Here is a 25,151-nt window from a genome sequence, read left to right on the forward strand (position 1 = left end):
AGTAGCAGCTAGCAAGTAGCAAGCCGAGTAGCAGGTAGCAAGTAAGACGCCGGGCCGGGACGAGATCCCGGCCCGGCGCCTGCATTGCCCCCTACCGCCTACCGCCTCCTGCCTACCGCCTCTACCCCTCGACCGTCTCCAGCCACAGCTTCACGTACCGCTCCACATCCACGTCCAACCCCACGTCCACCAGGGCCTGTTCGCGGGCGCCGTCGTGGATCTCGGACTCGCCGTGGCGCGGGCGCCGGTCGACGATCGTCTGCCCTCGGCTCGGACCCGGGGCGAGGGAGACCTCGACGGGGAGGAGGCGGGTGGTGAGGCCGCCCGGGTCGGCGACCGCGCAGACCGCGCCCGCGTCGCCGAGGCCGCCGGTGGGCGTGGGATCGCCGGAGGCGGCCGGGTCGCGGTGGGCGAGGAGGTCGCCGGCCAGCTTCAGCCGGGGCTCCGAACTCTCCCGCAGCCGCTGCACGTCGGCGGCCGGTACCTGGACCCGCTCGAAGACGTCCAGCCCGTACATCGTGATCGGCACCCCGGCGGTGAGCAGGATCGCGGCCGCCTCCGGGTCGTGCCACACGTTGAACTCCGCGACCGGCGTGGCGTTGCCGACCGCCACCGCGCCGCCCATGAACACGATCCGCTCGATGTTGCGGGTGACCTCCGGGAACGTCCGCAGCAGCAGCGCGATGTTCGTCAGCGGCGCGGTCGGGATGAGGGTGACCGGGCTCGGCGAGGCGAGGATCTCGCGGCGCAGCAGCGTCACCGCGTCCACGTCGACGGGCGTACGGGTGGAGTCGGGCAGCCCCATGTCGCCCATGCCGTCCTGCCCGTGGACGTGCGCCGCCGAACGCGCCGGCTCGATCAGCGGCCGGGCCGCACCGCGCGCGACCGGGATGTCACCGGCACCGGCGTGGTCCAGGACGATCAGCGTGTTCCGTACGACCTGGTCGACGTCCGTGTTCCCGGCGACACAGGTGACCGCGCGCAGGTCAAGGCCCGGGTGGCGGACGGCGAACAGCAGCGCCAGGGCGTCGTCGACCCCCGTGTCGCAGTCGATGATCACGGGGATGGGCTGACCGGTCACGGCAGGCTCCTCTCAGAGACGGTTCGGCGGATCAAGGCAGTTCAAGGGTGACCTTACGCATCCGCCCACAGCGCGGTGCCGCGCGCCTCGACCCGCGCCGCGACGCGGTCCAGCAGTTCGGCGGGCGCCAGCGGCTCGATCCGCCGACCGTCCCGCAGTCGTACGGCGACCAGGTCGCCGGCGGCCTCCCGTTCGCCGATCACCGCCTGGTACGGGACGAGTCGTGCCGCTCGGATGCGGGCACCGAGGCTGCCCTCGGCGGAGACCTCGGCACGGAGTCCTCGCGCCACTGCCCGCGCCACGAGGTCGTACGCCTGCCCGGCCTGCGCCTCCGACACCGGCAGGACGACCATCTGCACGGGCGCCAGCCCCGCCGGGAACGCCCCGCCGTGCTCCTCCACCAGGTGCGCCACCGCCCGTTCCACACTCCCGACGACGCTGCGGTGCACCATCACCGGCCGGTGTTTCGCGCCGTCGGCGCCGATGTAGTGCAGGTCGAAGCGTTCGGGCTGGTGGAAGTCGATCTGGACGGTGGAGAGGGTGGCCTCGCGCCCGGCCGCGTCGGCGATCTGGACGTCGATCTTCGGGCCGTAGAAAGCGGCCTCGCCCTCGGCGGACTCGTACGCGATGCCGGAACCGTCGAGGACCTCGCGCAGCATCGCGGTGGCCCGCCGCCAGAGGGCGGGATCCGCGACGTACTTGCCGCCGTCCCCCGGCAGCGACAGGCGGTGGCGGGAGGCGCGGATGCCGAGGTCGGCGTAGGCGCGGGTGATGAGGTTCAGGGCGGTGCGGGCCTCCTCGACGGCCTGGTCCAGGGTGCAGAAGATATGGGCGTCGTTGAGCTGGATGGCGCGGACGCGGGTCAGTCCGCCGAGGACGCCGGAGAGTTCGGAACGGTACATGCCGCCCAACTCGGCGATACGGAGGGGCAGTTCGCGGTAACTGTGAGAGCGGGATCGGTAGATCAGGGCGTGGTGGGGACAGAGACTCGGCCGCAGCACGACCTCCTCGCCGCCCAGCTTCATCGGCGGGAACATGTCCTCGCTGTAGTGGGACCAGTGCCCGGAGATCTCGTACAGCTCGCGTTTGCCGAGAACGGGCGAGTACACGTGCCGGTAGCCTTCGGCGCGCTCCAACTCCCTTACGTACTCCTCCAGTTCGTGCCGCACGATCGCACCGTCGGGCAGCCAGTACGGCAGGCCCGCGCCCATCAGGGGATCGGTGTCGAAGAGGTCGAGCTCGCGGCCGAGGCGACGGTGGTCGTACATGACGGGGCTCCTCGCGGTATGGGGGGCGGGGCGAGGAATCCGGCGACGACAAAGCCCCGGGGCACTCGCCCCGGGGCTTCGACTCGGTTCAGCAGTCAGCGCGCCGGGACAGGGTCCGGCGTCGTCGTCCAGGAGGACGGGAACGGCTTGGCGCGCTTCATGCGGCGGACGCTAGCAGTCGTATGAAGACTCCGGCCATGGATTTTCGGGTGCGGCGCCGTGGGGGTCAGCGCTGAGGCCAACCCGAGCGCCAACCCCCTAGGGGCGCGGGGCTGTATCGATTTGCGGCTCCACCGCGCGGGCGCGACAAGCCCCCACTGGGCCCGCACCCGAAGTACTGGCACTCACCCGGACGGCCCGGCGCACTGGTGAGCAGGCCCGGGCAATGGTGCCGTTGGGAGGACGCACCCCACCCAGGAGGGACCCTCGATGACCCGTACCCCGGCCCGTGTCCTCCTCGCCGCGACACTCGCCGCGGGCACACCGCTGACCGCAGCCGGCTGCGCCAACGAGGCCATCCTGCACAAGGTGACGACCGCCCCCTCCCCCTCAGCCGTGCGGACACCCCCCGCCGCCCACGCGTCCCCGGCCGCCGCCCCCGTCCTCACCCCGGCCCAGGCACAGGCCGCACTGCTCACGGACGCGGACCTCGGCGCCCCCTGGACCCCGACCCAGGGCACGGCGACCTGGCGGGACACCCTGCTCAAGGCGAAGACGACGACGCCGGACTGCCAACGCCTCCTGGACGCCCTCTACGCCGACGAACTCCTCGGCACCCCCGCCACCACCCAGGCGGTGACCACCCTGGACGACACCGACGACGAGGCCCAACTCCGTTACCAGGTGGCCGCGTTCAAACCGGCGGACGTCGACCGCACGCTGACCTGGCTCACGTCCCTCCCGCAGAAATGCGCGAACTTCACGGCGACGACAACACGGTCCGGCACGCAGACCGTCCAGGTCACGGCGGCGACCCTCCCGACCGTCGGCGACGCCCGCGAGGGCCTCCACCTCACCCTCACCGGCACCACCCCCGAGGGCGACCAGTCCACCCTCACCCTCGACACCGCCGCCGTCCGCGTCGGCGACGACACCATCACCGTCACGAACGGCGGCCTGGGGAACGTACCCGTGGACGCGATGGGCCAGGCGTTGGAGATCGGCGCGCAGCGACTGACGGACGTACAGAAGCAGGGCCGCGTACAGATCTAGCGGCCGAGCCGGACAGAGGCTCAGGCGTCGACGGGTCGACGGGCCCGCGCCGACCGCCCGTCCAGGTGCACCACCACACTCGCGTGGAAACGGTCCACGGACTCGTCGACGCTGCGGATGAAGCCCGATTCGGCGGTCCCCCGGGTGTTGCCCATGCCCCTGAACAGGGACAACCGGAAACCGGTGATCTGCGCCCCGTTCTTGGGGAGGATGTCGGCCGGTTCGGGCCGCAGGCGCTCCAGCGTCCCGCGCGGCCCGCCCGGCTGCCCCTCCAGCAGGGTCTCGACATGCAGATCGGCCGGTGCCTCGGCGAGCCGGCGGACCAGCCGCTTGGCCCAGGTGAGGGGGTAGCCCTGGTCGGGCGCGGCGATCTCGATGGACGTGCGCAGCTTGCCGGTGCGCAGGTCCGCGCAGAGGGCGAGGACCCCGGGCGTGCCCTCGATACGGAGTTCGGCGTCGAGCCGGCCGTCGACACAGAGCCGGTCGGCGAGGGCCGCGCGCCGCGACGCCGGATCGGTGCCGCGCTTGGCCCGCTGCACGGGCAGCACCTTCTCGCCGAGTTCACCGCCGAGCCGTAGACACACCTGCCGGACGAGCCGTTCCCAGCTCTCTACGACTTCCACGGCGCGCGAGTCGCCCTGGCACAGGGTCTCGGCGTCGATCGCGTTGCGCACCGGGACCCAGGAGCGGCCCATGTTCTGGAAGCCGTGGCAGCCGGAGTTCTCGTGTTGGAGGTAGTGGAGCAGCTCCTGGAGCAGCCAGGCGTGCGCCGCGTTGCCGACACCTTCGTGCCGGATCAACAGCTGTGCCTGGTGGGTGACTTCGGCCCAGGACAGATGCCAGAGCGCCACCTTGTGCTTGCGCCGCCCGTCGAGCTTGACCTCGACGAGCGGACTGCCCTCCAGCTCGACGTCGTTGGAGAGCGTGATCACGGCCTCGTATCCGCGCCGGGCCGCTATGTCGGCGTAGGCCTGCACCTGGTCCGGCTTGAGCGGGTTGCCGTTGGTCTTCGTCTCGACGAGCGCGGTCCACAGCTTGCCCGCGCGCTCGACCCGGATCACCCCGTCGGGCCGCCGAGGGGACTCGCCGTTGGGCAGCGTGACCTCGGTGAACGTCTCCATCCGCCCGACCGGAGCACCGAACGCGGCCGTCAACCGGCGCCCGAACTCCGGCACTTGGGCCATCACCGACAGCAGCACGGAGGTCGCCCGGGTCTCCCGCTCGTGGTCGCTCTTGAGCGCGGACGCCGGGAAGAGCCGGGCGCCGCGCCAGGAGTCGTTCTCGGCGAGGGACTTCTTGGCCACCTTCGGCAGGGTGACCTTCTTCTTGGCCGTACGAGGACGGGCCGGGCTCGGAGCCGTCTCGGCCCCGCCTCCCGCCTCGGGCACCGACTCGACCGCGGGGCTCGACGGCTGCGCGGGAATCACGGAGCCGGCTTCGGACCTACGGACCGGGGATTCCGACTCCGACTCCGGCTCGGCGTCGGCATCAGAAGTGCCCTCCGCGTCTACGTCCGTACCCGCGTCGTCGTCGATGTCGACGCCGAAGTCCGTTGCCACGCCCGCCAGTCCGGACTCGTAGCCCTGTCCGATCGCCCGGAACTTCCAGTCCCCGCCCCGCCGGTAGAACTCGCCGAAGAGCAGCGCGCTGACCTCGCCGGGATCGTCGATCGCGAAGCGCAGCAGGCTCTCGCCGGAGCCGTCGGCCAACGTCAGCCGCAGGTCCTGGAGTTCGGAGAACCGCGCGCTCTCATAGCGGCTCGCCGCCACCACGATCTGATCGACTCCGGCCGGAATGGCGGTCAGGTCGAAGGTGATCCGGTCCTCGCTGCCGTCCGCCGTCGGCGCCTTGCCGAGGAGTTGGACGCTTCCGTCGGCGGCGACGGGGTTGTTGTAGAAGTAGAAGTCCCCGTCGCTGCGCACTTTTCCGTCCGCGGTGAGCAGCAGCACGGAGACGTCCGCGTCGCCCTCTCCCGTCGGACTGCCCCAGCTCAGGCTCATCATCACCGAGCCGACGTCCTCGCTCAGCGACGCCAGACCGACGTTCCCACCCTTGACCATCTCGTGCATGAGGCCCCCCAGATGCACGGCCGCACAGCAGTCCCGGCGGCCCCTGTTTCGTAGCGATGTGTGACGCGCTCCACACCCAGCGCATCAGAGGCACCATAACGCCCTTACTGCGCGGGAATCACCGGAAGCATCAGAACAAGTCACCGCTTGTCGTACGGGTCCGCCGGCTCCTTCACCTGCTTGACCTGAGCCGCGTCGAGCACCGGTGGCCACGCCCCGTCCGTCCCGAGTTTACCCTTGGGGATCCATGTGCCGGTGACCGTGACCCAGCTGTCGGTCTGGGGGGCGCCGTCCGCCTCGTCGCCCCGGATCTCGACCTTGCTGATCGTCGCGTCGGCCGCGCAGCAGGTGACGAGGAGACGGGTGACGTACCAGGTGCCGTTGGAGCCGTGGGTCACGAAGCCGGTCATGCGGAGGGTGCGGCCCTTGAGGGAGTGGCCGGTGTCGTAGATCGCGCGGGAGCTGTACTGGGCGACCGAGATGTCCAGCGGGTTCCCGGCGGGCAGCGCCGAGAAGGTGCCTGTGCCCTGCGCCGCCCGTTGCGCCTCCTCCCTCGACGCGCTGTACGAACCCAGTGCCGGGGGCGGGAAGAGGAGCAGGGCCAGTGCGGGGAGCGTCAGCAGCCAGGCGATACGGGGGCCGCCGTGCGCGTGGGAGTGGGAGTGGGAGTGGCCATGCTCGTCTCCCTCTTCCTCCTCGTCTGCCTCGTCTACCTCTTCCTCCTCGTGGGACCCGTGCCGCATTCCCCGCACCGCCGCCGCCAGGCCCAGCAGGATCAGCAGCGTCCCCGACACGATCAGGTACGGCCGCAACGCCGCCTGCACGTACCGCAGATACAGCTCGCTGAAGAGGGAGATCCGTAGGACCGCCCCGCCCATCAGCAGGAGGAGGACCGCCGAGCCGTAGCGCCTCACAGCAGCCACCACCCCACCAGCGTGCTGCTGACCACCGCCACCAGCCATGTCGTCGAAGAGAAGCGGAACGCGAAGGCGCGGCCGAACGTGCCCGCCTGGAGGGCGATCAGTTTCAGGTCGACCATCGGGCCCACGACCATGAACGCCAGTTTCGCCGCCGGGGAGAAGCCGCTCAGGGAGGCCGCGACGAAGGCGTCCGCCTCGCTGCACACGCACAGGACCACCGCGAGGAAGGCCAGCAGCAGGAGGGACAGCCAGGACGAACCCGTGAAGATGTCCAGGATCGAGCGCGGTACGGCGATGTTGAAGGTCGCCGCCGCTGCCGCGCCCAGCACCAGGAAGCCGCCCGCGTGCAGGAAGTCGTGCTGCAACCCGGCGACGAAGGCCTTCACACCCGTGGGCGACGAAGTGGCCGCCTGCGTGCGCTTCGGGAGGCGTAGCCACTCCTCGCGGCCGAATCTCGCCCAGAGCCAGCCCATCACCACCGCCGTCGCGAGGGAGGCGATCAGGCGGCCCAGCACCATCTTCGGCTGCCCCGGGAAGGCGATCGACGTGGCCACCAGGACGACCGGGTTGATCGCGGGGGCCGAGAGGAGGAAGGCGAGGGCCGCCGCCGGAGCGACCCCCCGCCGCATCAGGCTGCTCGCCACCGGTACCGACGCGCATTCGCAGCCGGGGAGGACCACGCCCGCAGCGCCCGCGATGGGGACGGCGAGGGCCTGGTTGCGGGGGAGGAGTTTCGTGAACACCCGCTCGGGGACGAACGCTCCGATCGCCGCCGAGACCACCGTGCCCAGCAGCAGGAACGGCACCCCCTGCACCGCCACCGCCGTGAACACCGTCCACCAGGCGGCCACGGCCGGGGTGTAGAGGTCGATCGCGACCATCGGGCCGAGGACGGAGACCACGGTGGCGATGGCTATGAGCGCCGCGCCGCCCAGGACCGCGTAGACCATCGCGCGTACGGCCAGGCGCAGGCCGTCGACCACCGTCCGTTCGTTCTGCACACGCCTGACTCATCCCGTTTCGCACGACTACGACTACGACTCGTCCGTCGCACGGTAACCGTCGGCGCTGTGCGGTATCCCCGATTTGTCAAAGAGGTGGCTGTGCGGGGGCCGGGCCGAGGGTCGTCGTGCCGGGGGCGGTGCGGTGGCCGAGGCCGGTGCGGTAGGCGTCGAGGGCCGCCTCCACCCGGCCGGTACGGCGCAGCAGGTCGCCGAGCATGCGGCACAGGTCGGCCAGGTCGCCGGCCGCGCCCGCGCGCTCCAGCAGGCTGAGGGCGCGGACGTAGTGCTCCTCGGCCGCGTCCGTGTCGCGGGCGTCCTCGGCGATGATGCCGAGGAGGCGGTGCGCGGCGGCGGAGTGCAGGGCGCCGCGTTCGGAGCTGAGGTCGCTGAGGACGTCGTGGAGGAGGGCGGCGGCCTCGTCGGACTTGCCGCGTTTGTGGAGTACGTCGGCCAGCTCGACGGCCACCTGGCTGCTGTAGAGGGCCGCGCGCTTCGCCGTCAGCATGGCCAGCGCCTGCCTCAACTCGACCTCGGCGCGCTCCAGTTCGCCGTCCTGGGCGTAGACGTAGCCGCGCATCCAGTGGCAGTTGGCGAGTTCGGTACGGAACTGGAGCTGCCGGTACAGGTCGGCGGCCTTCGCGAGCGAGGCGTCCGCCTCCGCGACCTTGCCCTCCGCTATCAGCGTCCGCGCCACCGACCGGTGCATGCGCGCGAGCAGCGCCGGGTCCGCGACCTGCGGCGCGAGCGCGAGCGCCAGCTCGGCCGCCTGGGCCGCCCGCGCGTGCGCGCCCATGTCCATGTACGGCCCTATCGCGCTCGCGTAGAGCAGCAGCAGCGCGTCGGGGTCGTGCAGGCCGCCGCGGTTCAGCTCGTCGAGGGTGGACTCCAACAGGTAGACGGCGTAACGGAGTTCACCGGTGAGATAGTGCGCCACGGCACGGCCGCGGATGGCGGGGACGCGGGCGGGGAGCGGTTCGTCGGCCAGGCGTTGCTCGGCGCGCTCGAAGTGCAGGCGGGCGGCGGTGAGGTCACCGGTGTCGAGGCCGCACTCGCCGAGGCCCAGCAGCGCCACGGCCTCCTCGTCGGCCAGCCCGAGCGACTCCGCCTCCGCCAGGAGATCGGCGTACTGCTCGGTGGCCTCCTCGGACTCCCCTGTGGCCAGGGTGCGTTGGGCCTCGGTCAGGCGCAGGCGCAGTTCGGTGGCGAGGTGGGCGGGGCGGCCGGTCGCCAACTCGTCGTAGGCGACGCCGAGTCGGTCGGCGAGGTGGCGCAGCGCGTCGTCGGAGGGGCGCACCCGGCCGGCCTCCAGGGTGGAGATGTACGCGGGCGTGTAGGCGGGCTCGGCCAACTGCCGCTGGGTGAGCCCACGTTCGTGCCGCAACTGCTGGACCCTGCGCCCGATGACTTCCGGGTCGTCCCGTCTCACCATGCGATTAATCATGCCAGTAAGCCGAGTTACAGACTGGCGAGTAACTCGGTTACACGAGGAGTGAGTCGACGAAGTCCGCCGATTCCTCCACCGGGAGGGCGTCGGCCCGGAGGCGGGCGTAGTCGACGGAACGCTCAGGGGTTGTCCCGGTAGCTCAGCAGCCGGGCGAGCTGTCGGCGCATGGCCTCGGGGCCGCCGGTCTCGCGGAGCAGCACGGCCTCGTCGAGGACGGCCCACACCGCGGGCGGCCGCTTCCGCTCCAGGACGCGCTGCCGCTCCATCCGCGCCGCGACCAACTCCGCGACCCGGTCCGGGTGTTCGACGGCCATCAGCGCCGACACGTACTCATGAACGCCGCGTCGATGGCCTCGGCGAAGACCCGGCCGGGGACCTTCGCCGCCGTCTCCACCTGTCCGACCAGGGAGCCCGTGCGATAGATCACCTTGCCGAGCTGCTCCAGCGTCATGCCCGCCGCCTCCCGCCGCCTCCCGCCGCCGGCGCGCCTCGAAGCCGAAGTGCTCCAACGGGGACGCGCTCGGGTCGAGTTGGCGAACGTGGGCCATGGGACAGCCACCTCCGAGCAGTTACGGCCTGTCGCCGAGCGTAATCATTCCGTGGCATCCCGGTGACGGGAATCACGCAACCCACCCGCCCCCGCCTGCCGTACGGTGGAGAAATGTCCCCTTTGGCCAAGATCAGCAGCGCGTACGGGCCCCGCTTCGCGGAGTTCGCCTTCGAGCCTGCCTTCACGGCCGCGGTGGACCAGCACGTGGCTGAACTGCGGGAACGCCTCGCGGCCGGCGGCCCGGACCTGACGCCCCCGCCCCCGGACCACACCGACCTCACGGACTACGCGCTCGGCTTCCTGGACGCCCTCGCGGAGCTGGACTGGCGGGAGCCGGTCGGCCACGACTACGCGGTGTGCAGGCTGACGGCCATCAGCTGGCTGATCCACCGCCACGGTCTGCTCCCCGAGCAGCGCCACGGTGACTGAAAACGGGTTTCCGATGGCTCAACTCGCCCTGAAGCCCTTCCCGTTGCGCACCCCGACCCCCTAAGTTAGGCACGCATTAAGCGTGTTTAATTCGTCGCTGTCACTGTCGTTGCGAGGTTGGTATGTCCGCGCGTTACGTCAGAGGATTCTGCGCCGCCGTCATCGCTGTCGCCGCCCTGATCGGCGCGGCGGCCGCGAACCCGGCCAAAGCGGCCGAGCCCCGTCCGGCCCACGAGGCCACGCGGGTTCCGCATCTCCACGTGGCCCGGTAGGGCTGTCCACACAGGTCACATGCCTGACGACCCCGGCATGCCCGACGACCCGGGCATGTCCCGTCGTCCGTCCGTCCCCATGTCCGTCCCCATGTCGGTGCGCTCACGCACCGGCTGGTTGGTCATCGCGTCCTCGCGGCCCGACTGGTAGGCCGTGAGGCTGCCCCTCGCGTTGGTGGTCTCGCGCTCGGCGGCCATCAGCATGCGTTCCATGCGCTGGCGCATCGGGGTGATCATGCCGCCGCCGACACCGACGATCAGGATGCCGGCCGCGGTCGCGAGGGCCGCGTAGAGCACCGGCTGGGTGACCGAGGTGGCGATGCCCGCCTGGCCGAGGGCCGCGATCACGCCGAGCGCCATGATGCAGGCCCAGACGATGGTCGCGAGCATCTTGCCGTACGACATGGACGAGAGAGCGCTGCCCACGATGCCGCGGACCGCGTTGGCGATGGCCATCGCGACGACGACCAGGACGACCGCGACGATGCCGCGCGGGAGCCAGGCGACGATGCCGTTGATCATCGTGCTGACCGGGTTGGCGCCGAAGACGCCGAGCGCCAGCTGGAGGGTGATCAGCATCAGCGCGTAGTACACGATCTTGCAGACGATGCCGGTCATGTCGTACTTGGAGTCCCGCAAGTACCGTTCCGTACCGGCCCGTTCGGAGAGTTTCTCCGAGCCGACCTTGCGCAGCACCCGGTCCAGGACGCGGGCGATCATCTTCGAGACGAACCAGCCGATGGCCAGGATGATCAGGAAACCGACGAGCTTCGGCACGAACTGCGCGACCTTCGACCAGGCGTCGTTCAGCCCCTGGGTGAAGTTGATGGCGAGGTTGGCTTCGGGAACAGCCATGGGCGGCACTTCCTTCGGTGGGTCCTAGTGGGTACTACCGGCCCCCTTGTTGTTATTCATCAGTGGAGCAGCGCCGCACGGGCGTGGCCGCGTGAGCTGGGCCGTACGGGTGAGGAGCGGCCGGATCAGCAGATGCGGCGGTACGGCGCGTCCGGCACGTACGTCCGCCACTGCGCCCGCGTCGGCTCCGCGTTCCCCGTCCTCGCGCAGACCCGTGCCAGGGCCCGGCTGTCAGCACGGCTATGGCGAGGACGACGGAGAGGGAGACGGTGAGGAAGGCGCGTTCGGGGGTGGTCAGGGGGCAGTAGGGGGGGTTGGGTGCCGGGTGCGGGTCCGTGGGGGCTGGTCGCGCCCGCGTGGCGGTAGCCGCACATCAAATACAGCCTCGCGCCCCTGAGGGTGTCGGTCGCGAGGGTGGCCGCCTGGCCGGCGGACGTTCGTCGGCGTCGTCCCCCGGTGCAGCGCCCCCCGGATCCCGGTCGTGCTCCAGCCATGTGCGTGCCGCGTCCGTCAGCATCCGGTGATGCCGCAGCCGCTCCCGTTCCCGTTCGATCCAGTCGTGGAGTCGGGGACAGCTGGTGATCAGGGCCTCGTGGGCGAGCTGGACGCCGTCCTCGTCGGCGGTCAGGAGCCGGGCCCGGGTCAGGCGTTCCCGCTTCTCCTACACGTGGACGGCCTACAACCAGGGCATCCTGGCCGCCGCCAACTCCACGGGCGCGCAGCGTGTCGGTGCCATGCTGTTCTACGTCGAGGCCATCGCCGAGGGCGCCCGCTTCAACGCGATCTCCGACCGCATCGAGGCAGCCATCACGGAGAACAACGGCTACCAGTTCGACCACGACGACGAGGGCCTGATCCACAACTGGCAGACCCTCGGCAACAACCTCCAGAACCGGCTGAACAACCCGCGCACCCAGCCGACCCCGAACATCGGCCGCTACCACTTCGACACCCTCCAGGCGATCGCGAACATCCTGCGCCTCGCGCCGAGGGCGGGCAGCAGGTAGCCGCTCTCCCCTGAACAGCCGCTGCCCCGGCGGGACATCCCCCCTGTCCCGCCGGGGCTCCCGCACGCGCATCCGGCCCGCATACGCTGCCCCCGTGACCTCATCACCCGCCGCGCGCACCGCACTTGACCTCACCGCCGACCTCCCGGTCCCCGACCTGGAGGACTTCTACCGGGACCTGCACCGACACCCCGAGCTGTCCGGCGGCGAACACCGCACGGCCACCAAGCTCGCCGAACGCCTCACCAAGGCGGGCTACGACACCGTCGAGGGCATCGGCGGCACCGGCGTCGCCGCGGTGCTCCGCAACGGCGAGGGCCCGACCGTGCTGCTGCGCGCCGACATGGACGCGCTGCCGGTGCAGGAGGAGACGGGACTGCCGTACGCCTCCTCGGTCCCCGGTGTGATGCACGCCTGCGGGCACGACCTGCACGTGACCTGGCTGGCCGGTGCCGCGCAGGCGCTGGCCGCCGGGCGGGACACCTGGTCGGGGACGCTGGTGCTGGTGGGCCAGCCCGCGGAGGAGACGGGCGAGGGCGCGGCGGCGATGGTCGCCGACGGTCTGTACGAGCGCGTCCCGCGGCCGGACGTCCTGCTCGCCCAGCACGCGGCACCGGGTCCCGCCGGGTTCTACCCGCACGTGCCCGGCCTGATCATGTCGGCCTCGACGGACCTCGACATCGTCGTCCACGGACTCGGCGGCCACGGCTCCCGCCCGGAGGCGACGGTCGACCCGGTCGTCACCGCCGCGTACCTGGTCACCCGCCTTCAGACGGTCGTGTCCCGGGAGATCGCGGCCCGCGATTCGGCCGTCCTGACCGTGGGCCGCATCGAGGCGGGCACCCGGCACAACATCATCCCGGCCACCGCCCGGATCTCCCTCAACCTGCGCACCCAGTCCGACGACGTACGGGACCGGATGATCGCCGCGATCCGCCGTATCGCGGCCGGCGAGGCCCTCGCCGCGGGCTGCCCGCGCGAGCCCGAGATGACCGTGGGCACCAGCCTCCCCACGATGGTCAACGACGCGGACACCGACCGCCGGATCGGCGCCGTGCACACCGAGGTCCTCGGCGCGGGCACGGTCTTCGACCCCGGCCCGGCGACGGGCAGCGAGGACTTCCCCCGCCTCGTCCCGGACGGGGTGCCGTACTCCTACTGGTTCGTGACGAGCACCCCGGCCGCCACCTGGGACGTGGCTCCCGGCACGGACCTGATGGAGAAGTTCCACGCCGTCCCCAGCAACCACAGCCCGAACTTCGCACCCGACCTGGTGACGGTCGTACCGGGTGTACGGACCCTGGTGTCGGGCGCGTTGGAGATCCTCACGGTGAAGTAGACACGGTCCCCGGCCACCTCGGCGCGGCCCGTGCCGGGGTGGCGCCGCGTCAGGCGATGACCGCGTAGCCGTCGACCTCTATGAGCCATTCCGGCAGGCCGAGCGCCTCGACGCCGAGGTACGTGCTGGCCGGCAGCGGCCACTCGCCGTCGAAGGCCTTGCTGCCGGCCGTGAAGACCGTGTCGATCATCTCGGGGCGGTGGCCCACGACGTGGATCGTCATCTTGATCAGGTCCGCCGGGGTGGCGCCGGCCGCTTCGAGCGCGGCCCGGAGGTTGCGGAAGACCTGTTCGGCCTGGGCAGCGAAGTCGCCGGGGCCGACGAGCTGCCCTTCGGTGTCGATGGCGACCTGACCGGCGATGGCCACGAACCGGGTGCCGGTCGCGGCGACGACCTGCGTGTAGAGGTTCATGACGGGCGGGGCGAGCGTCGGGGGGTTGATCATTTCCGCGGACATGTGTACTCCCAAGGGTGTTGTGGAGAGGGTGAGTTGGGTCGAGTCGGGCCGGGTCCGGTCGGGCCGTCGTCGGCCCGGGTCAGGTCGGGCCGTGGTCGGCCCGGACAGCCCGGCCTGTGGCGGGGGCCTATCCGGCGGATCAGGCCGCAGGAAAGCGGCGGCGCCTGATCAGCGCCGGTTGGCGTGCCGGATCCCGCGTCCGCGACAGGATCCGCCGGACGAGCCCCGAGGGGCTGCGGCAGACCGGTCGTCGCGGACGGGACCGCTAGTGGTCGGGACCGTCAGCGGACGGGACCGTCAGCAGTTGGGACCGTCAGCGGACGGGGCTGTTAGCGGTCGGGACCGTCAGCAGTTGGTCCCGGTGAGGCCGGCCCGGTCGAGGGCCTCGCGGGTGACGGCCACGCGCTTCTCGGAGTCGTGCTCCTCGGTCGCCCAGGCGACATGGCCGTCTGGGCGGATCAGCGCGGCGGTGATCTCCGCCCAGGGCGCGTGTTCCCCGGTGAGCGTGCCGGTGCGGGTGACCAAGGGGCCGTCCTCGGCGGTGGCCAGGGGCGTTCCCCGGTCGTCGCGGGAGCCGAGCAGGTCGAGCAGGACGTGGCGGCCGGTCCGCAGCAGGGCGAACACGGTGTCGCCGCCGTCGGTGAAGGCGAGGTCGGGCGCTCGCCGGCCGACCAGGGGGTGCGCGTCGGCGGTGGGGGCGTCGTAGGCGACGTGCAGCCCGGAGAGGCGCTCACCCAGGGTCCGGCTCAGCGCCGGCTGCTCGGCGACGAGTTTGCTGAGCAGCGAACGCAGTCGCTGGCCGTCGGGGTGAACGCGGAGAGCAGGGCCGTCTGGGCGCGGGTGTGCTCCAGCAGGTCGGCGCCGACCGGGTGGCGCTCGTCGTGGTACGTGTCGAGCAGGCCGGCCGGCGCCCGGCCCTGGATGGTGGCCGCGAGTTTCCAGCCGAGGTTGGTGGCGTCCTGGACGCCGACGTTGAGCCCCACCCCGCCCGCGGGCATGTGCTGGTGGGCGGCGTCGCCGGCGAGGACCACCCGGCCCTTGACGTAACGCTCCGCCTGGCGGCTGGTGTTGCTGTAGCGGGACAGCCAGACCGGCGAGTGCAGACCGAAGTCGGTACCCGTGACCTGCCGGACGTTCGCCCGCAGTTCCTCCAGGGTGAGGTCGCCGGGCCAGTCGGTGCGGACGTCGGAGGGCACGGTGCCCACGACGCGGTGCAGGCCGCCCGGCAGCGCGACGATCATCAGGAGGCCGTCGATGCCGGTCCTGCTGAACGCCACCCCCGGCGGTGGATCGTCCAGGACGACGTCGCCGAGGAAGCCCAGCACGGTGAAGTCGTCGCCCGGGTACGGGATTTGGGCGCTCGTACGGACCGTGCTGCGCGTGCCGTCGCAGCCGGCGACGTAGAGCGCTTCCTCGTCGTACGGGCCGTCGGGGCCCTCGATGTGCACGGTGACCGAGTCGGGGGTCTCGGTCAGACCGGTGACGCGGTGGCCGCGGCGGATGTCCGCGCCGGCCGCCCGGGCCTGGATCTCGAACAGTTCCTCGGTACGGCTCTGGAGCAGCGCCAGGGTGAAGGGGAAGCCGGTCTCCAGCAGGCCGAAGTCGAGCCGGCTGTCGAGGACCGCGAAGTGCCCGCTGGGGATCTGCACGCCCTCTTCGAGGAAGGGCTTCTCCAGGCCCCGGGAGGCCAGCAGCTCGATGGTGCGGGGGTGGACGGTGAGCGCCTTGGAGTTCGGATCTCGCTCCAGGCGCGGCTCCAGGACGGTGACCGTGATGCCGGCGAGCCGCAGCTCCGCGGCCAGCCAGAGCCCGACGGGCCCCGCTCCCGCGATGACGACCTGCTGATTCATGGCGACCTGCTGATTCATGGCGACCTGCTGGTTCATGACGACCTGTTGGTTCATGACGCTCCGATCCCGTGGGCGAACGCGGAGGTCCAGGCCGCTACGGCCCGGCGGCTCGCCCGGATACCAGGGGCGAGGACGTCGAACATGTGCGGTACGCCGGGCACAAGGTGGAGTTCGACGGAGTTGCCGGCCGCGCTCAGCCGGGCGGCGAACTCCAGCGCCTCGTCCCGTGCCGGATCGACCCCGTCGACCAGGATGTAGCTGGCCGGCAGGTCCCTCAGGTCCTTCGCCCGGCCCGGCACGGCGTAGCCCGCCCCCGGATCGCTCCCCTGGAGATAGAGCTCCCAACCGGCCGCCGCCCCTTGCCGGTTGAAGAGCTTCGGATCGGTGACGGCCCGCGCCGAATCGGTCTCCAGGCGGTCGTCGAGGACCGGGTATCCGAGGTGGAGGTACCTGATGTGCGGCCCTTGCCGGTCGCGGGCGGCGAGCGCGACAGCCGCCACCAGGGCGGCACCGGCGGAGTGCCCGCCCAGTGCCACCCTCGCTACGTCGACTCCCAAGGCGTCCGCTTCGTCGACCACCCAGCGCAGCGCGGCGTAGCAGTCGTCGAACGCGGCGGGATAGGGATGCTCCGGGGCGAGCCGGTAGTCCGGGGCGACGATGGCGATACCCAGCTCGGCGGTCAGCCGCCGGCAGGTGGCGTCCTCCGCGTTGGGCCCGCCGAGGACGAACCCGCCCCCGTGGATCCAGACCGCCACCGGCAGCGGAGCGGCGCTCCTGGGGACGGGGGTGTAGACCCGCAGGCCCAGTGCGTGCCCATCCGTGACGATCTCACGGTCCTCGACGTTCACCTCGCCGTCCGACTTGCCGTCGCCGCTGGCCACGCTGAGGGCCACACGGGCCCCCTGCACATCGGCGAACACGTCCATCTCCGGCAGCGACTCATAAACCGGAAGAAACTCAGGATCCAGGAACACAGCGCACTCCTCGCCTCTCGGGCACCGAACGGTAACGCCACCCTTGTCCAGTGGACAAGGATGTTCGCCTATATTGTTGGCCACTGGACAAGAGGAGTCACGGAGGAAGACACGATGGGCATCAGCCGTACGGCGGTCGTCGACGCGGCACTCGACGTGCTCGACGAGCAGGGCCTGGACAAGGTGACCATGCGCGCCGTCGCGGACAGGCTGGGCGTGCAGCACAACACCGTCCGATGGCACGCGGAGAACAAGCAGCGACTGCTCGTCCTCATGTCGGACGCCATCTTCACGGGACTGGACGTCACCACCCTCCCCTCGCAGTGGGAGGACCGCTTCCGCGCCCTCGCCCACTGGAGCCGGAGGGCCCTCCTGGCCCATCGCGACGGAGCACGCCTGGTCTCGGGAATCGCGACCACGGAGATCAACACGTACCGCTTGGGCGACACGATGATCCAAACCCTTCTGGACGCGGGTTTCCCGCCCCGGACAGCGGCCTGGGCGAACTGGACCGTGTTCTATCTGATCCTCGGCATCACCCAGGAGCAGCAGGCCCAGTCCGCCGACGCACCCGACCCCGTGCTGGCCTTCGACGACGACACGTTCCCGGCCCTGCGCAAAGCCTCCGCCTACGTCATCGCCGGCACCTTCGACGAACGCTTCGAGTTCGCGCTGGACATGCAAATGACAGCACTGCGGGTGGAGTTGGCCCGAACGGGCGCCCAGTGAGCGCTGGCCAGCGCGGTATCTAGGCCTAGCCCTGCGGCTGGAGTTGAATCAGCTGCTTCCGTACGCGATCCATGGCGGAAGTTGGCCCGCATGAGCTAACAGTGAGCGTTCGGCCGGCCCACCTACCGCCCAACGCCTACCCCTGCGGCTGGAGTTGGAGCAGCTGCTTGCGTACGTGGTCCAGGGCACCCGCGCGGCGCCCCGGCACCCGACTCCTCAACTCGGCGAGCGTGAGGCCGAGTTCACGGGCGGTCGCGGGGTCGTGGATCTGCCCCCACTGATGATGAGCCCGGTCCACGGCCGCCTCGACCGCCGCCGTACCGGGCGCCTGCCCCACCGCCAGCCGCGCGGCCGCCACCGCGAGCCACGCCCGGCAACTGCGCACCGGGTCCCCCGCCAACATCGCGAGATCGGCCCGTACCTCGGTCCAGTGCAGAGCTTCTTCAGAACCCCGCCCATGCGCCCGCACGGCAGCCTGCTCGTGCTCGACGGCGAGGGCATCGGCGTCGAGATGACGCCCGTCCTGCGCGGCGGAGGCGACGGCGATGTGCGGGTCGTTGTCGTGGCTTGGCGGGTCGTTGTCGTGGCTCAGCTGGGCGCTGTCGTAGCTCGGTAGGTCGTTGTCGTGGCTCGGCGGGGCGCTGTCGTGGCTCGACGGCGCCCCGTATTGGCTTCGCCGCGCACCTTCCTGGCTCGGTGGCGCACTGTCCTGGCTTCGCCATGCACCTTCCTGGCCTGGCGGCACACTGTTCCGGCCCTGCGGCGCACCTTCCTGGCTGGGCCGCGCAACCTCCCGGCTTGGTAGCGCACCGTCCTGGCTCCGCCCCGCACCCTCCGGGCCACGCCGTCCGGTTTCGTGACTTGGCGGCACACTGTTCCGGCCTTGCGGCGCACCTTCCTCGCTGGGCCGCGCAACCTCCCGGCTTGGTAGCGCACCGTCCTGGCTCCGCCCCGCACCCTCCGGGCCACGCCGTCCGGTTTCGTGACTTGGCGGCACACTGTTCCGGCCCTGCGGCGCACCTTCCTCGCTGGGCCGCGCAACCTCCGGGCTCCGCGACGCACCGTCCTGGCTCCGCAGTTCACTGCCCCGGCCCTGAGCCGCACTCTTTCGACCGAGGCCGGCATCCTCCTGGCCTTGCGGCACGCTCTTTCCACTCAGGAAGGCATCCTCCTGCCTCTGAGCCGCACCCTCTCGACTCAGGCCGGCAAAATCCAGCCCGTCCGGCGTTTGAGGACGAGGCCCCTTCAGGGCCGATGGGGGTCTGGGGGCGGAGCCCCCAGGGACGCCCGCACCAGCGCTCTCCGGCGCACCCACATTCCCCCGCGCACCGACACCCCCCGGCACACCGACACCTCCCAGCGCACCGACACCCCCCGTCGCACCCACATTCCGCGGCGCACCGACACCCCCCAGCACACCAACACTCCCCGGCCCACCAACACCCCCCGGCGCCGCAAGCACCACATCCGCATACCCCTCCGCCCCCAGCCGCCCCAACGCCTGCTGATGCAACTGCTCCACCGGCGGACGCCACCCGCTGCGCAGAATCGTCGCGACCGCCTTCATGTACGCCGGGACGGCCACGCTGCGCCGAGCGGGAGGCGGGGCGATGCGACCGTAAACGGCGTTCGTGCGGCCCGAGTCGAGCGGATGCGTGTGCAGCCACTGCCAGGTCTCCGCGTCGGTGTGGAGGTCGAGCAGCAACGTCGTCGTCCCCGGTGCGCGCAAGCGCAACTCCTCCCGGACCCAGGCCCAGGGGAACCCGGTGTAACGGACGGTCGCCGGAGTCGTACGAGCAAGAGCCAGGTGCGGAAGGTGCTGTTTCCGGTCGAGTTGGAGCTGGCCGGTGACGAACACGGTCAACGGCCCCGGTGCCGTGGCGGCGGCACGCAACCGGGTCAGTACAGCCTGCGGCTCCAACGGGTCGGCGAGTTCGACAACGTTGGCGGTGTCCGTGCCGGACAGCACGGCGGGGTCGACGGCCGCGAGCACGGGGAGTACCGAGGCCGCGTCCACCAGCCGGCCCTTGCCGACCGGCGAGGCCGCGAGCAGCAACACCGTTCCAGGCATGGCGCCCTCCCCCGAACCGTCGAACACGGCGATCACATCGTTCACTTCGTACCCAAGCACCGTAACCTCTGCCCAACCTCTGCTGCTGCAAAGGGTGATGTCAGGACCGCCGTACCGCGAAGATCGTGGTGTCGTCGGCGAGATGTCCGCCACTGTGGCGCAGGGTGCTGTCGCGGACGAAGGCGACGAGGCGGTCCGGGTCGGCGAGCCGCGGATCGACGGAAACGGCCTCCGCGACAAGGGACTTGAGCGGATAGAAGACCCCTGCCCCGTCCCGCGCCTCCGTCACCCCGTCCGTGACGACGAGGAGGGTCTCACCGGGCGCGAGGCTGATCCGGAGCGTCGGCGGCGGCCCGTCCATGTGGGCCAACTCGCCCAGCCCGAGCGGGAGTCCGTGCCCGGGCGGCAGGGACCGTACCCCGTGCGGGCCGACCACGAGCGGGGGTTCGTGACCGAAGTTGACGACCTCGACGGTGTCCGGTTCGGCGACGGGGAAGCTCAGCAGGACCGCTGTCGCGAACCGGTCGATGCGGTCGTCGTCCTCGGGGTCGAGGGCGGCGAGATGCAGCCCGTGCCGGTGGATCCGGGTCTCCAGCCGCGCGGCGACGGTAGCGAGTTCCGGCTCGTGGTACCCCGCCTCACGGAACGTGCCGAGCAGCGCGGCCGCCGCCTCCACCGCGCCGAGCCCCTTGCCCTGGACGTCGCCGACGAGGGCGCGGGTGCCGTGCAGGCCGGGCTGGATGTCGTAGAAGTCGCCGCCGACGCGGGCGAAGGCGTCCGCGGCGAGGTAGACGGCCGCGTGGTCGAGGCCGCCCCAGCCGGGCGGCAGCGGGCGCAGCAGGGTGCGGCGGGTGGTCTCGGCGACGTCCCGCATGTGCAGCATGCGGCGTTCGCCGCGGACCCGGACCGCGCAGGCCAGCACGGCGAAGGCGCCGCCGACGCCGACGAGGATGAAGTCGGGCAGGCCGGTCTGGTACTGGCGCGGCCAGGCGTGGTCGGCGAGGACGTAGGTGGCGAGGCCGAGCACCGCGAACACGGCCGTGCCGCGCACCCCGCAGATCGCCGCGGCGATCCCGGGCACGAGCACGATCCACGAGACGGTCCGGAACTCGCCGCCGGTCCACCAGTCGATCACCAGGATGCTGATGAGCACCAGCAGCGGCGGTATCCAGGCGACGCTCCGCCCGCGCACCCGCAGCAGATGCTGACGCCGGATCGCGTCGGGGTCGCCGGCGCGGGGCAGCCGGTCGAGCGAGGAGCGCCCGGAGTCGCCGTAACGCACCCGTCCGAGCCCCGGTCCACGTCGGCGCACGACCGTTAGTACGCGACCGACATCCGGCCGCGCGGGTGGGTGTGCCGCTCCAGTTCGTCGACGAAGGCGACCGCGTAGTCCTCGGCGCTGATGAAGCTGCGCCCCTGGTCGTCGGTCATGAACCGGTCCCCGCCGACGCGGAAGCGGCCGGTGCGGGTGCCCGGGGCGATCTCGGCGGCGGGGGAGACGTAGGTCCAGTCGAGGCTGTCGTCCAGGCCTCGGTAGTAGGCGAGGACGTCGCGGTGGGCGTGGGCCTCCGGGAGGTAGGCCTCGGGGAAGCCGGGCTGGTCGCTGAGGGCCTGCCCGGGGGCGACCTCCAGGCCGCCGGCGCCGCCGACCACCAGGAGCCGCCCGGCACCGGCCGCGCGGACGCCCGCCACGAGCGCCTCGTTCAGGGCGAGGAAGGGGCCGCGCGGGTCGCTGCCGTCGCGGGGCGGTACGCACGCGGAGGCGACCGCGTCGGCGCCGCGCGCGACCTCGGCGACGTTCTCCGGGTCCGAGGCGTCGGCCGCCGTGGCGGTGACCCCGGGGACGGGCGACTGGCCGGAGCGGCTGACCGCGAGGACCTGGTGGCCGCGGGCCGACGCCTCCGTCGCGATCCGGCTGCCGACCATGCCGGTGGCGCCGAAGAGTACGAGCTTCATGCGCCCCAGCGAAGCACGGGGCAACCAAGGCCGCACTCCGACTTGCCACCGCCTCCGCCGGGGTGTGCATTGGTAGTACGGGGAGAGAGAGGAGTGCTCTCATGGCTCATGCGGCACCCACGCCCGGCGGAATGACCGGCCCGGGCAACACCACCGGCCGGAGCGGATTCACCAGCGGTCTGCCCGACATCTTCGACGCCCGCGTCCACCGCGTGGCGAAGGTCGCGATCCCGGTCGTCCTGGGACTCGTCTACGGCTACTGGGCGGCGGCCAACCGTCGCGGCGGCGGCCCCATCACGGGCTGGAACATCCTGTTCGGCTTCGTGACGGCGCTCGCGTTCATCGTGCTGTGCCTGGCGGTGGCACGGTTCGCGCCGCTGCTGAAGCGCGAACTGCACTCGCTGGTCAAGTCCGGCTTCGCGGGCGCGGCGCTCGGCTTCCTCTACAGCCAGACCGGCGAGAGCGTGCTGCGCTCCGCGGCCATCGGTCTCGCGACCACGGCGGCCGTCTTCCTGGTCTTCTTCTACCGCTACTACACACGCGAGGACGGAGAGGGCAACCGCATCCGCTGACCCGGCACGGCAACACGTGGGCCCCGGCACCGAGTTGGTGCCGGGGCCCACGCCGTTCCCCACGATCCCTTCCCTGCGATCCCTTCGCTACGACCGCTCTACGGCGCCCAGTTCCAGATGCCGCCGCCGCTCGACGAACCGGAGGAACTCCAGCTCCACGAGCCCGAGGCGCTCCACGACCCGGAGGCCGAGGTGCTCCACGAGGACGAGTCGTTGCCGTTCCAGCCGGAGTTGTCGCCGCCCCAGTTGGAGCTGTCTCCGCCGTCCTTCCAGCCCGGACACGGGTCCGAGCAGGACGGCACGCGCTGGCCGCCGGTGTCGACGAACGCGGCGCTGGCCCAGGCCTGCGCGCCGACGAGCCAGTACCAGTCGGGATTTCCGTTGACGCTCTGTCCCCTGACCACGCATTGGACGCGGTCCTGACTGCCCGGTGAGAGCGAGTCGACGACGGGGGACCGGGTGGTGGGCGACTCCCGCACGTTCAGATCTGTGCGGGAGACGATCGTGCCCCAGATCGGACTGCCGCCACCGCCGCCACCGCCATGTCCTTCGGCGTACGTGGACGGTGCTGACGGTGCTGCCGCCGCCGTGGTGCCCGCCGCCGCGACGGCGAGGGTGCCACCGGTGAGCAGGGCCGCGGCCAGAGTCCGCAGGGCCGGAGTGGTGCGCATGATCGGCCTCCTTCTCCCCAGCTCCAGGAAACACCCGTTCGGGTGAAGCCTCCACCGGAGAGCGGACTCCCCAGTTCCGCCAAGGGTTCCGGGACCACCCCCACCCATCCGGTTTGACATTTAACCCATATGCAGTCAAAAAACCCCAACCCGCTCGCGTACGACGCCCCCCGGCCGTGTCCTGGGGAGGTGCCCCCACGTCTCCGGAGCGCCCTGTCGGCCGTACTCGTCGCCCTCTCCTGCTTCCTCACGCCCTTCGGCGCGCTGGCGGCCTGGGCGGCGTACGGGCTGACCGACTCCGGCCGCTACGTCACGACGATGGCCCCCCTCGCCGCGGACCCGGCCGTACGGGACGCGATCGCGGACACGGTCGGCGCGGGCATCCTGCGCGAGGTCCAGGTCGGCGGGGTCCGGGTCGGCGGAGTCCGGATGAGCGGGGTCCAGATCAGCGCGACACGGGGCGTGATGGCGCCGTTCGTGCACGACGCGATGCGCTCGTTCACGAAGACCGAGGCCTTCCGCGTGGCCTGGGACGAGGGCAACCGGGTCACGCACGACGCCGTACTGCACGCCCTCCAGGACGAGGGACGGACCGGCACGGTCACCGTCGACCTCGCCCCGGTCACCGCCAGCGTGAAACACCAACTCGCCCGCGAGAACCCGCCGTTGGCGAACAGCATCCCCGTCCGGCACACCGAGGTCGCGGTTCTCCCGGCCGGTGAACTGGGCCCTCTCCGGAAGGAGTTCCACGTGCTCGAGGTAGCCGGCTTCTGGCTCCCCGTGGCCGCCGCGGTCTTCGCCGTCACCGGCATCGCCGTCGCCGTGCGCCGCCGGCGCGCGATCACCGCGACCGCGCTCGGCACGGCCCTGGGCGGTGCGCTGCTCGGCCTCGCGCTCGCGATCGGCCGCCACTTCACCGTCGCCGACCTGCCGGCGGAGATCTCCGGGGCGGCGGGCGGCGCGATCTACGACGCCCTGACCTCGACCCTGCGCACGGTCGCCTGGCTGCTGCTGGGCGTGGGCCTGACGGTGGCCGCGCTGGCCTGGCTCACCCGATACGCCCGCCCGGTACGGGAGTTCCTGCTCCTGCGCCTCCTGCGAGACCGGCGAGCGTCCGCAACGCCCGTCGCAGATCGGGCACAGCAGCCGTCGCGAGCCCAAGTCTGACCGCGTCCGGGGTCACCTTCGGATCGACACTGAAGGCGGTCCCGGGCGTGACCGCGATCCCGTGCGCCGCCGCGGCCCCCGTGAAGGTGTCGGCCCGCCACGGCGCGGGCAACTCCCACCAGGCGTAATAGGTGAGCGGATCGGCCCGTACGGCGAACTCGCCCAACTCCTCGACGACGAGCCGGTGTCGGGCCGCCGCGCCCGCCCGCTTGGCCGCGACCAGCCGCCCCACGGTCCCGTCCCCCATCCACCGCACCCCCGCCTCCAACGCGAACCGCCCCGCACTCCACCCACCCGACCGGATCGCCACGGCCACCTCGTCGACCCGCCCCTCCGGCACGACGAGGAACCCGACGGTGAGCCCCGGCGCGACCCGCTTCGACAGCCCGTCCACGACGTGCACGAGACCGGGGGCGTAGGCGGCGAGCGGCGCGGGGGAGTCCGGATGGAGGAAGGACCAGATGCGGTCCTCGACGACGGGCAGCCCCAACTCCCGCACGACATGGGCGATGTCGATCCTCCGCTCCTCACTCGTCGTCACGGAGGTCGGGTTGTGGAGCGTCGGCTGGAAGTAGAGCGCGGAGAGGGGCGCGGTGCGATGCGCGGCACGGACCGACTCCGGGCGCAGTCCGTCCCCGTCCGTCTCCAACGCGACCAGCGTGACCCCGAGTCGCCCCGCGATCTCCCTGACCAGCGGATACGTCAACGGCTCGACCCCGACCCGGCCGCCCGGCCGGACGAGGGAGGCGAGGGTGGCGGCGATGGCCTGACGCGCGTTGCCGCTGAAGAGGACGCGGTCGGGGGCGGGACGCCAGGTGGGCGTGGCCAGCAGCTCCGCCACCGCCTCGCGAGCCGCCGCCGTGCCGGTGGCCGGGGCCGGGCGCAGGGCCTCGGTCAGTACGTCGGGGCGGAGCAGCGGCGCGAGAGCGGGCGCCAGCAGCTCCGACTGGCCTGGCGCGGAAGGGTAGTTGAGCTCCAGGTTCACCGGCGCCGAGGTCGCCGCCTCGACGATCGCCTGCCCGTACGGCCCCGCCGCCGCGGCCCGCACGAAGGTGCCGCGGCCGACCTCCCCCACCACCAGCCCCCGGCGCACGAGTTCGGCGTAGACGCGCCCGGCCGTAGACCCGGCGATCCCGCGCTGCCGGGCGAACACCCGCTGCGGGGGCAGTTGTTGACCCGGCCGGAGCCGTCCCGAGGCGATGTCGCCCGCGACACGGTCGGCGATGCGCCGGTAGTCGCCCATTCACCCTCCCT

At 71.7% G+C, this 25,151-nt stretch carries 23 protein-coding genes and 4 pseudogenes; 8 read left to right on the forward strand and 19 right to left on the reverse strand.

The window, feature by feature from the left end; translation table 11 throughout:
- Nucleotides 1–121 precede the first annotated feature (121 nt).
- Nucleotides 122–1,081 (reverse strand): nucleoside hydrolase, encoded by a 960-nt coding sequence (locus OG714_RS24855; protein ID WP_406124164.1) that lies wholly within the window; start codon nt 1,079–1,081, stop codon nt 122–124.
- Between the two features lie 53 nt (nt 1,082–1,134).
- Complete coding sequence (gene thrS, locus OG714_RS24860; protein WP_406124166.1) at nt 1,135–2,349, reverse strand: threonine--tRNA ligase; 1,215 nt, start codon at nt 2,347–2,349, stop codon at nt 1,135–1,137.
- Nucleotides 2,350–2,778: 429 nt separating this feature from the next.
- On the opposite strand from thrS, the gene OG714_RS24865 reads away from it, so the two are divergent.
- Nucleotides 2,779–3,561: a hypothetical protein gene (locus tag OG714_RS24865; RefSeq protein WP_406124167.1), complete on the forward strand. Its 783-nt coding sequence runs from the start codon at nt 2,779–2,781 to the stop codon at nt 3,559–3,561.
- A gap of 20 nt (nt 3,562–3,581) precedes the next feature.
- Here OG714_RS24865 and OG714_RS24870 read toward each other — a convergent pair whose 3' ends face one another.
- From OG714_RS24870 to OG714_RS24895, 6 genes are all read right to left on the reverse strand, one after another.
- A complete protein-coding gene (locus tag OG714_RS24870) occupies nt 3,582–5,630 on the reverse strand; it encodes a TerD family protein (RefSeq protein ID WP_406124170.1) in 2,049 nt (682 codons plus the stop codon).
- A gap of 140 nt (nt 5,631–5,770) precedes the next feature.
- Nucleotides 5,771–6,544, reverse strand: coding sequence for a TIGR03943 family putative permease subunit (locus OG714_RS24875; RefSeq protein ID WP_406131937.1), 774 nt, complete (start codon nt 6,542–6,544; stop codon nt 5,771–5,773).
- On the reverse strand, nt 6,541–7,500 hold the full coding sequence (locus OG714_RS24880) for a permease (RefSeq protein WP_406131938.1): 960 nt from the start codon (nt 7,498–7,500) through the stop codon (nt 6,541–6,543). The genes OG714_RS24875 and OG714_RS24880 overlap by 4 nt, the downstream gene beginning before the upstream one ends.
- Nucleotides 7,501–7,639: 139 nt before the next feature.
- Complete coding sequence (locus OG714_RS24885) at nt 7,640–8,983, reverse strand: tetratricopeptide repeat protein (RefSeq protein ID WP_406124171.1); 1,344 nt, start codon at nt 8,981–8,983, stop codon at nt 7,640–7,642.
- Nucleotides 8,984–9,117: 134 nt separating this feature from the next.
- Nucleotides 9,118–9,324: a Scr1 family TA system antitoxin-like transcriptional regulator gene (locus OG714_RS24890; protein WP_406124173.1), complete on the reverse strand. Its 207-nt coding sequence runs from the start codon at nt 9,322–9,324 to the stop codon at nt 9,118–9,120.
- The gene (locus OG714_RS24895) at nt 9,312–9,449 is read right to left on the reverse strand and encodes a hypothetical protein (protein ID WP_406124175.1); all 138 of its coding nucleotides are present in this window, start codon (nt 9,447–9,449) and stop codon (nt 9,312–9,314) included. The genes OG714_RS24890 and OG714_RS24895 overlap by 13 nt, the downstream gene beginning before the upstream one ends.
- A 210-nt stretch (nt 9,450–9,659) precedes the next feature.
- On the opposite strand from OG714_RS24895, the gene OG714_RS24900 reads away from it, so the two are divergent.
- Both OG714_RS24900 and OG714_RS24905 read left to right on the forward strand, forming a co-directional pair.
- Nucleotides 9,660–9,977 carry a DUF6401 family natural product biosynthesis protein gene (locus tag OG714_RS24900; RefSeq protein ID WP_406124177.1) on the forward strand — a complete coding sequence of 106 codons (318 nt, stop codon included), beginning with the start codon at nt 9,660–9,662 and terminating at the stop codon, nt 9,975–9,977.
- Nucleotides 9,978–10,099: 122 nt separating this feature from the next.
- Entirely contained in the window at nt 10,100–10,249 is a 150-nt protein-coding gene (locus OG714_RS24905; RefSeq protein ID WP_406124179.1) for a hypothetical protein, read from the forward strand.
- 15 nt (nt 10,250–10,264) lie between these two features.
- On the opposite strand, the gene OG714_RS24910 is transcribed toward OG714_RS24905, so the two are convergent.
- On the reverse strand, nt 10,265–11,104 hold the full coding sequence (locus tag OG714_RS24910; RefSeq protein ID WP_406124181.1) for a mechanosensitive ion channel family protein: 840 nt from the start codon (nt 11,102–11,104) through the stop codon (nt 10,265–10,267).
- A gap of 466 nt (nt 11,105–11,570) precedes the next feature.
- Nucleotides 11,571–11,756, reverse strand: a pseudogene (locus OG714_RS24915) (hypothetical protein); the annotation flags it as partial.
- On the opposite strand from OG714_RS24915, the gene OG714_RS24920 reads away from it, so the two are divergent.
- Nucleotides 11,683–12,111 carry a ribosome-inactivating family protein gene (locus OG714_RS24920; RefSeq protein ID WP_406124183.1) on the forward strand — a complete coding sequence of 143 codons (429 nt, stop codon included), beginning with the start codon at nt 11,683–11,685 and terminating at the stop codon, nt 12,109–12,111. The pseudogene OG714_RS24915 and the gene OG714_RS24920 overlap by 74 nt on opposite strands.
- A 94-nt stretch (nt 12,112–12,205) precedes the next feature.
- Nucleotides 12,206–13,450, forward strand: coding sequence for an amidohydrolase (locus tag OG714_RS24925; protein ID WP_406124184.1), 1,245 nt, complete (start codon nt 12,206–12,208; stop codon nt 13,448–13,450).
- A 49-nt stretch (nt 13,451–13,499) separates the two neighbouring features.
- On the opposite strand, the gene OG714_RS24930 is transcribed toward OG714_RS24925, so the two are convergent.
- From OG714_RS24930 to OG714_RS24940, 3 genes and pseudogenes are all read right to left on the reverse strand, one after another.
- A complete protein-coding gene (locus OG714_RS24930) occupies nt 13,500–13,907 on the reverse strand; it encodes a RidA family protein (protein ID WP_019055281.1) in 408 nt (135 codons plus the stop codon).
- 345 nt (nt 13,908–14,252) lie between these two features.
- Nucleotides 14,253–15,757, reverse strand: a pseudogene (locus OG714_RS24935) (FAD-dependent monooxygenase).
- Nucleotides 15,758–15,807: 50 nt separating this feature from the next.
- Nucleotides 15,808–16,731: an alpha/beta hydrolase gene (locus OG714_RS24940; RefSeq protein ID WP_406124186.1), complete on the reverse strand. Its 924-nt coding sequence runs from the start codon at nt 16,729–16,731 to the stop codon at nt 15,808–15,810.
- A gap of 114 nt (nt 16,732–16,845) precedes the next feature.
- Between OG714_RS24940 and OG714_RS24945 the strand changes: the two genes are divergently transcribed.
- Nucleotides 16,846–17,460 (forward strand): TetR/AcrR family transcriptional regulator C-terminal domain-containing protein, encoded by a 615-nt coding sequence (locus OG714_RS24945; protein ID WP_406124187.1) that lies wholly within the window; start codon nt 16,846–16,848, stop codon nt 17,458–17,460.
- A gap of 136 nt (nt 17,461–17,596) precedes the next feature.
- On the opposite strand, the pseudogene OG714_RS24950 reads toward OG714_RS24945, so the two are convergent.
- The 4 genes and pseudogenes from OG714_RS24950 to OG714_RS24965 form a co-directional block, all read right to left on the reverse strand.
- A pseudogene (locus OG714_RS24950) lies at nt 17,597–18,016 on the reverse strand (hypothetical protein); the annotation flags it as partial.
- Between the two features lie 876 nt (nt 18,017–18,892).
- Nucleotides 18,893–19,531, reverse strand: a pseudogene (locus OG714_RS24955) (hypothetical protein); the annotation flags it as partial.
- A 100-nt stretch (nt 19,532–19,631) separates the two neighbouring features.
- A complete protein-coding gene (locus OG714_RS24960) occupies nt 19,632–20,843 on the reverse strand; it encodes a PP2C family protein-serine/threonine phosphatase (RefSeq protein ID WP_406124189.1) in 1,212 nt (403 codons plus the stop codon).
- Between the two features lie 5 nt (nt 20,844–20,848).
- Complete coding sequence (locus OG714_RS24965) at nt 20,849–21,487, reverse strand: NAD(P)-dependent oxidoreductase (protein WP_406124191.1); 639 nt, start codon at nt 21,485–21,487, stop codon at nt 20,849–20,851.
- A gap of 101 nt (nt 21,488–21,588) precedes the next feature.
- Between OG714_RS24965 and OG714_RS24970 the strand changes: the two genes are divergently transcribed.
- Nucleotides 21,589–22,059 carry a hypothetical protein gene (locus OG714_RS24970; RefSeq protein ID WP_406124192.1) on the forward strand — a complete coding sequence of 157 codons (471 nt, stop codon included), beginning with the start codon at nt 21,589–21,591 and terminating at the stop codon, nt 22,057–22,059.
- Between the two features lie 98 nt (nt 22,060–22,157).
- On the opposite strand, the gene OG714_RS24975 is transcribed toward OG714_RS24970, so the two are convergent.
- Nucleotides 22,158–22,730 carry an SH3 domain-containing protein gene (locus OG714_RS24975; RefSeq protein ID WP_406124193.1) on the reverse strand — a complete coding sequence of 191 codons (573 nt, stop codon included), beginning with the start codon at nt 22,728–22,730 and terminating at the stop codon, nt 22,158–22,160.
- Nucleotides 22,731–22,919: 189 nt separating this feature from the next.
- Between OG714_RS24975 and OG714_RS24980 the strand changes: the two genes are divergently transcribed.
- Nucleotides 22,920–23,897, forward strand: coding sequence for a hypothetical protein (locus tag OG714_RS24980; RefSeq protein WP_406124195.1), 978 nt, complete (start codon nt 22,920–22,922; stop codon nt 23,895–23,897).
- Here the strand turns inward: OG714_RS24980 and OG714_RS24985 are convergent.
- The gene (locus OG714_RS24985) at nt 23,779–25,140 is read right to left on the reverse strand and encodes a PLP-dependent aminotransferase family protein (protein ID WP_406124197.1); all 1,362 of its coding nucleotides are present in this window, start codon (nt 25,138–25,140) and stop codon (nt 23,779–23,781) included. The genes OG714_RS24980 and OG714_RS24985 overlap by 119 nt on opposite strands.
- Nucleotides 25,141–25,151 lie beyond the last annotated feature (11 nt).

The organism is Streptomyces sp. NBC_00989 (assembly GCF_045162655.1).
GTDB lineage: Bacteria > Actinomycetota > Actinomycetes > Streptomycetales > Streptomycetaceae > Streptomyces.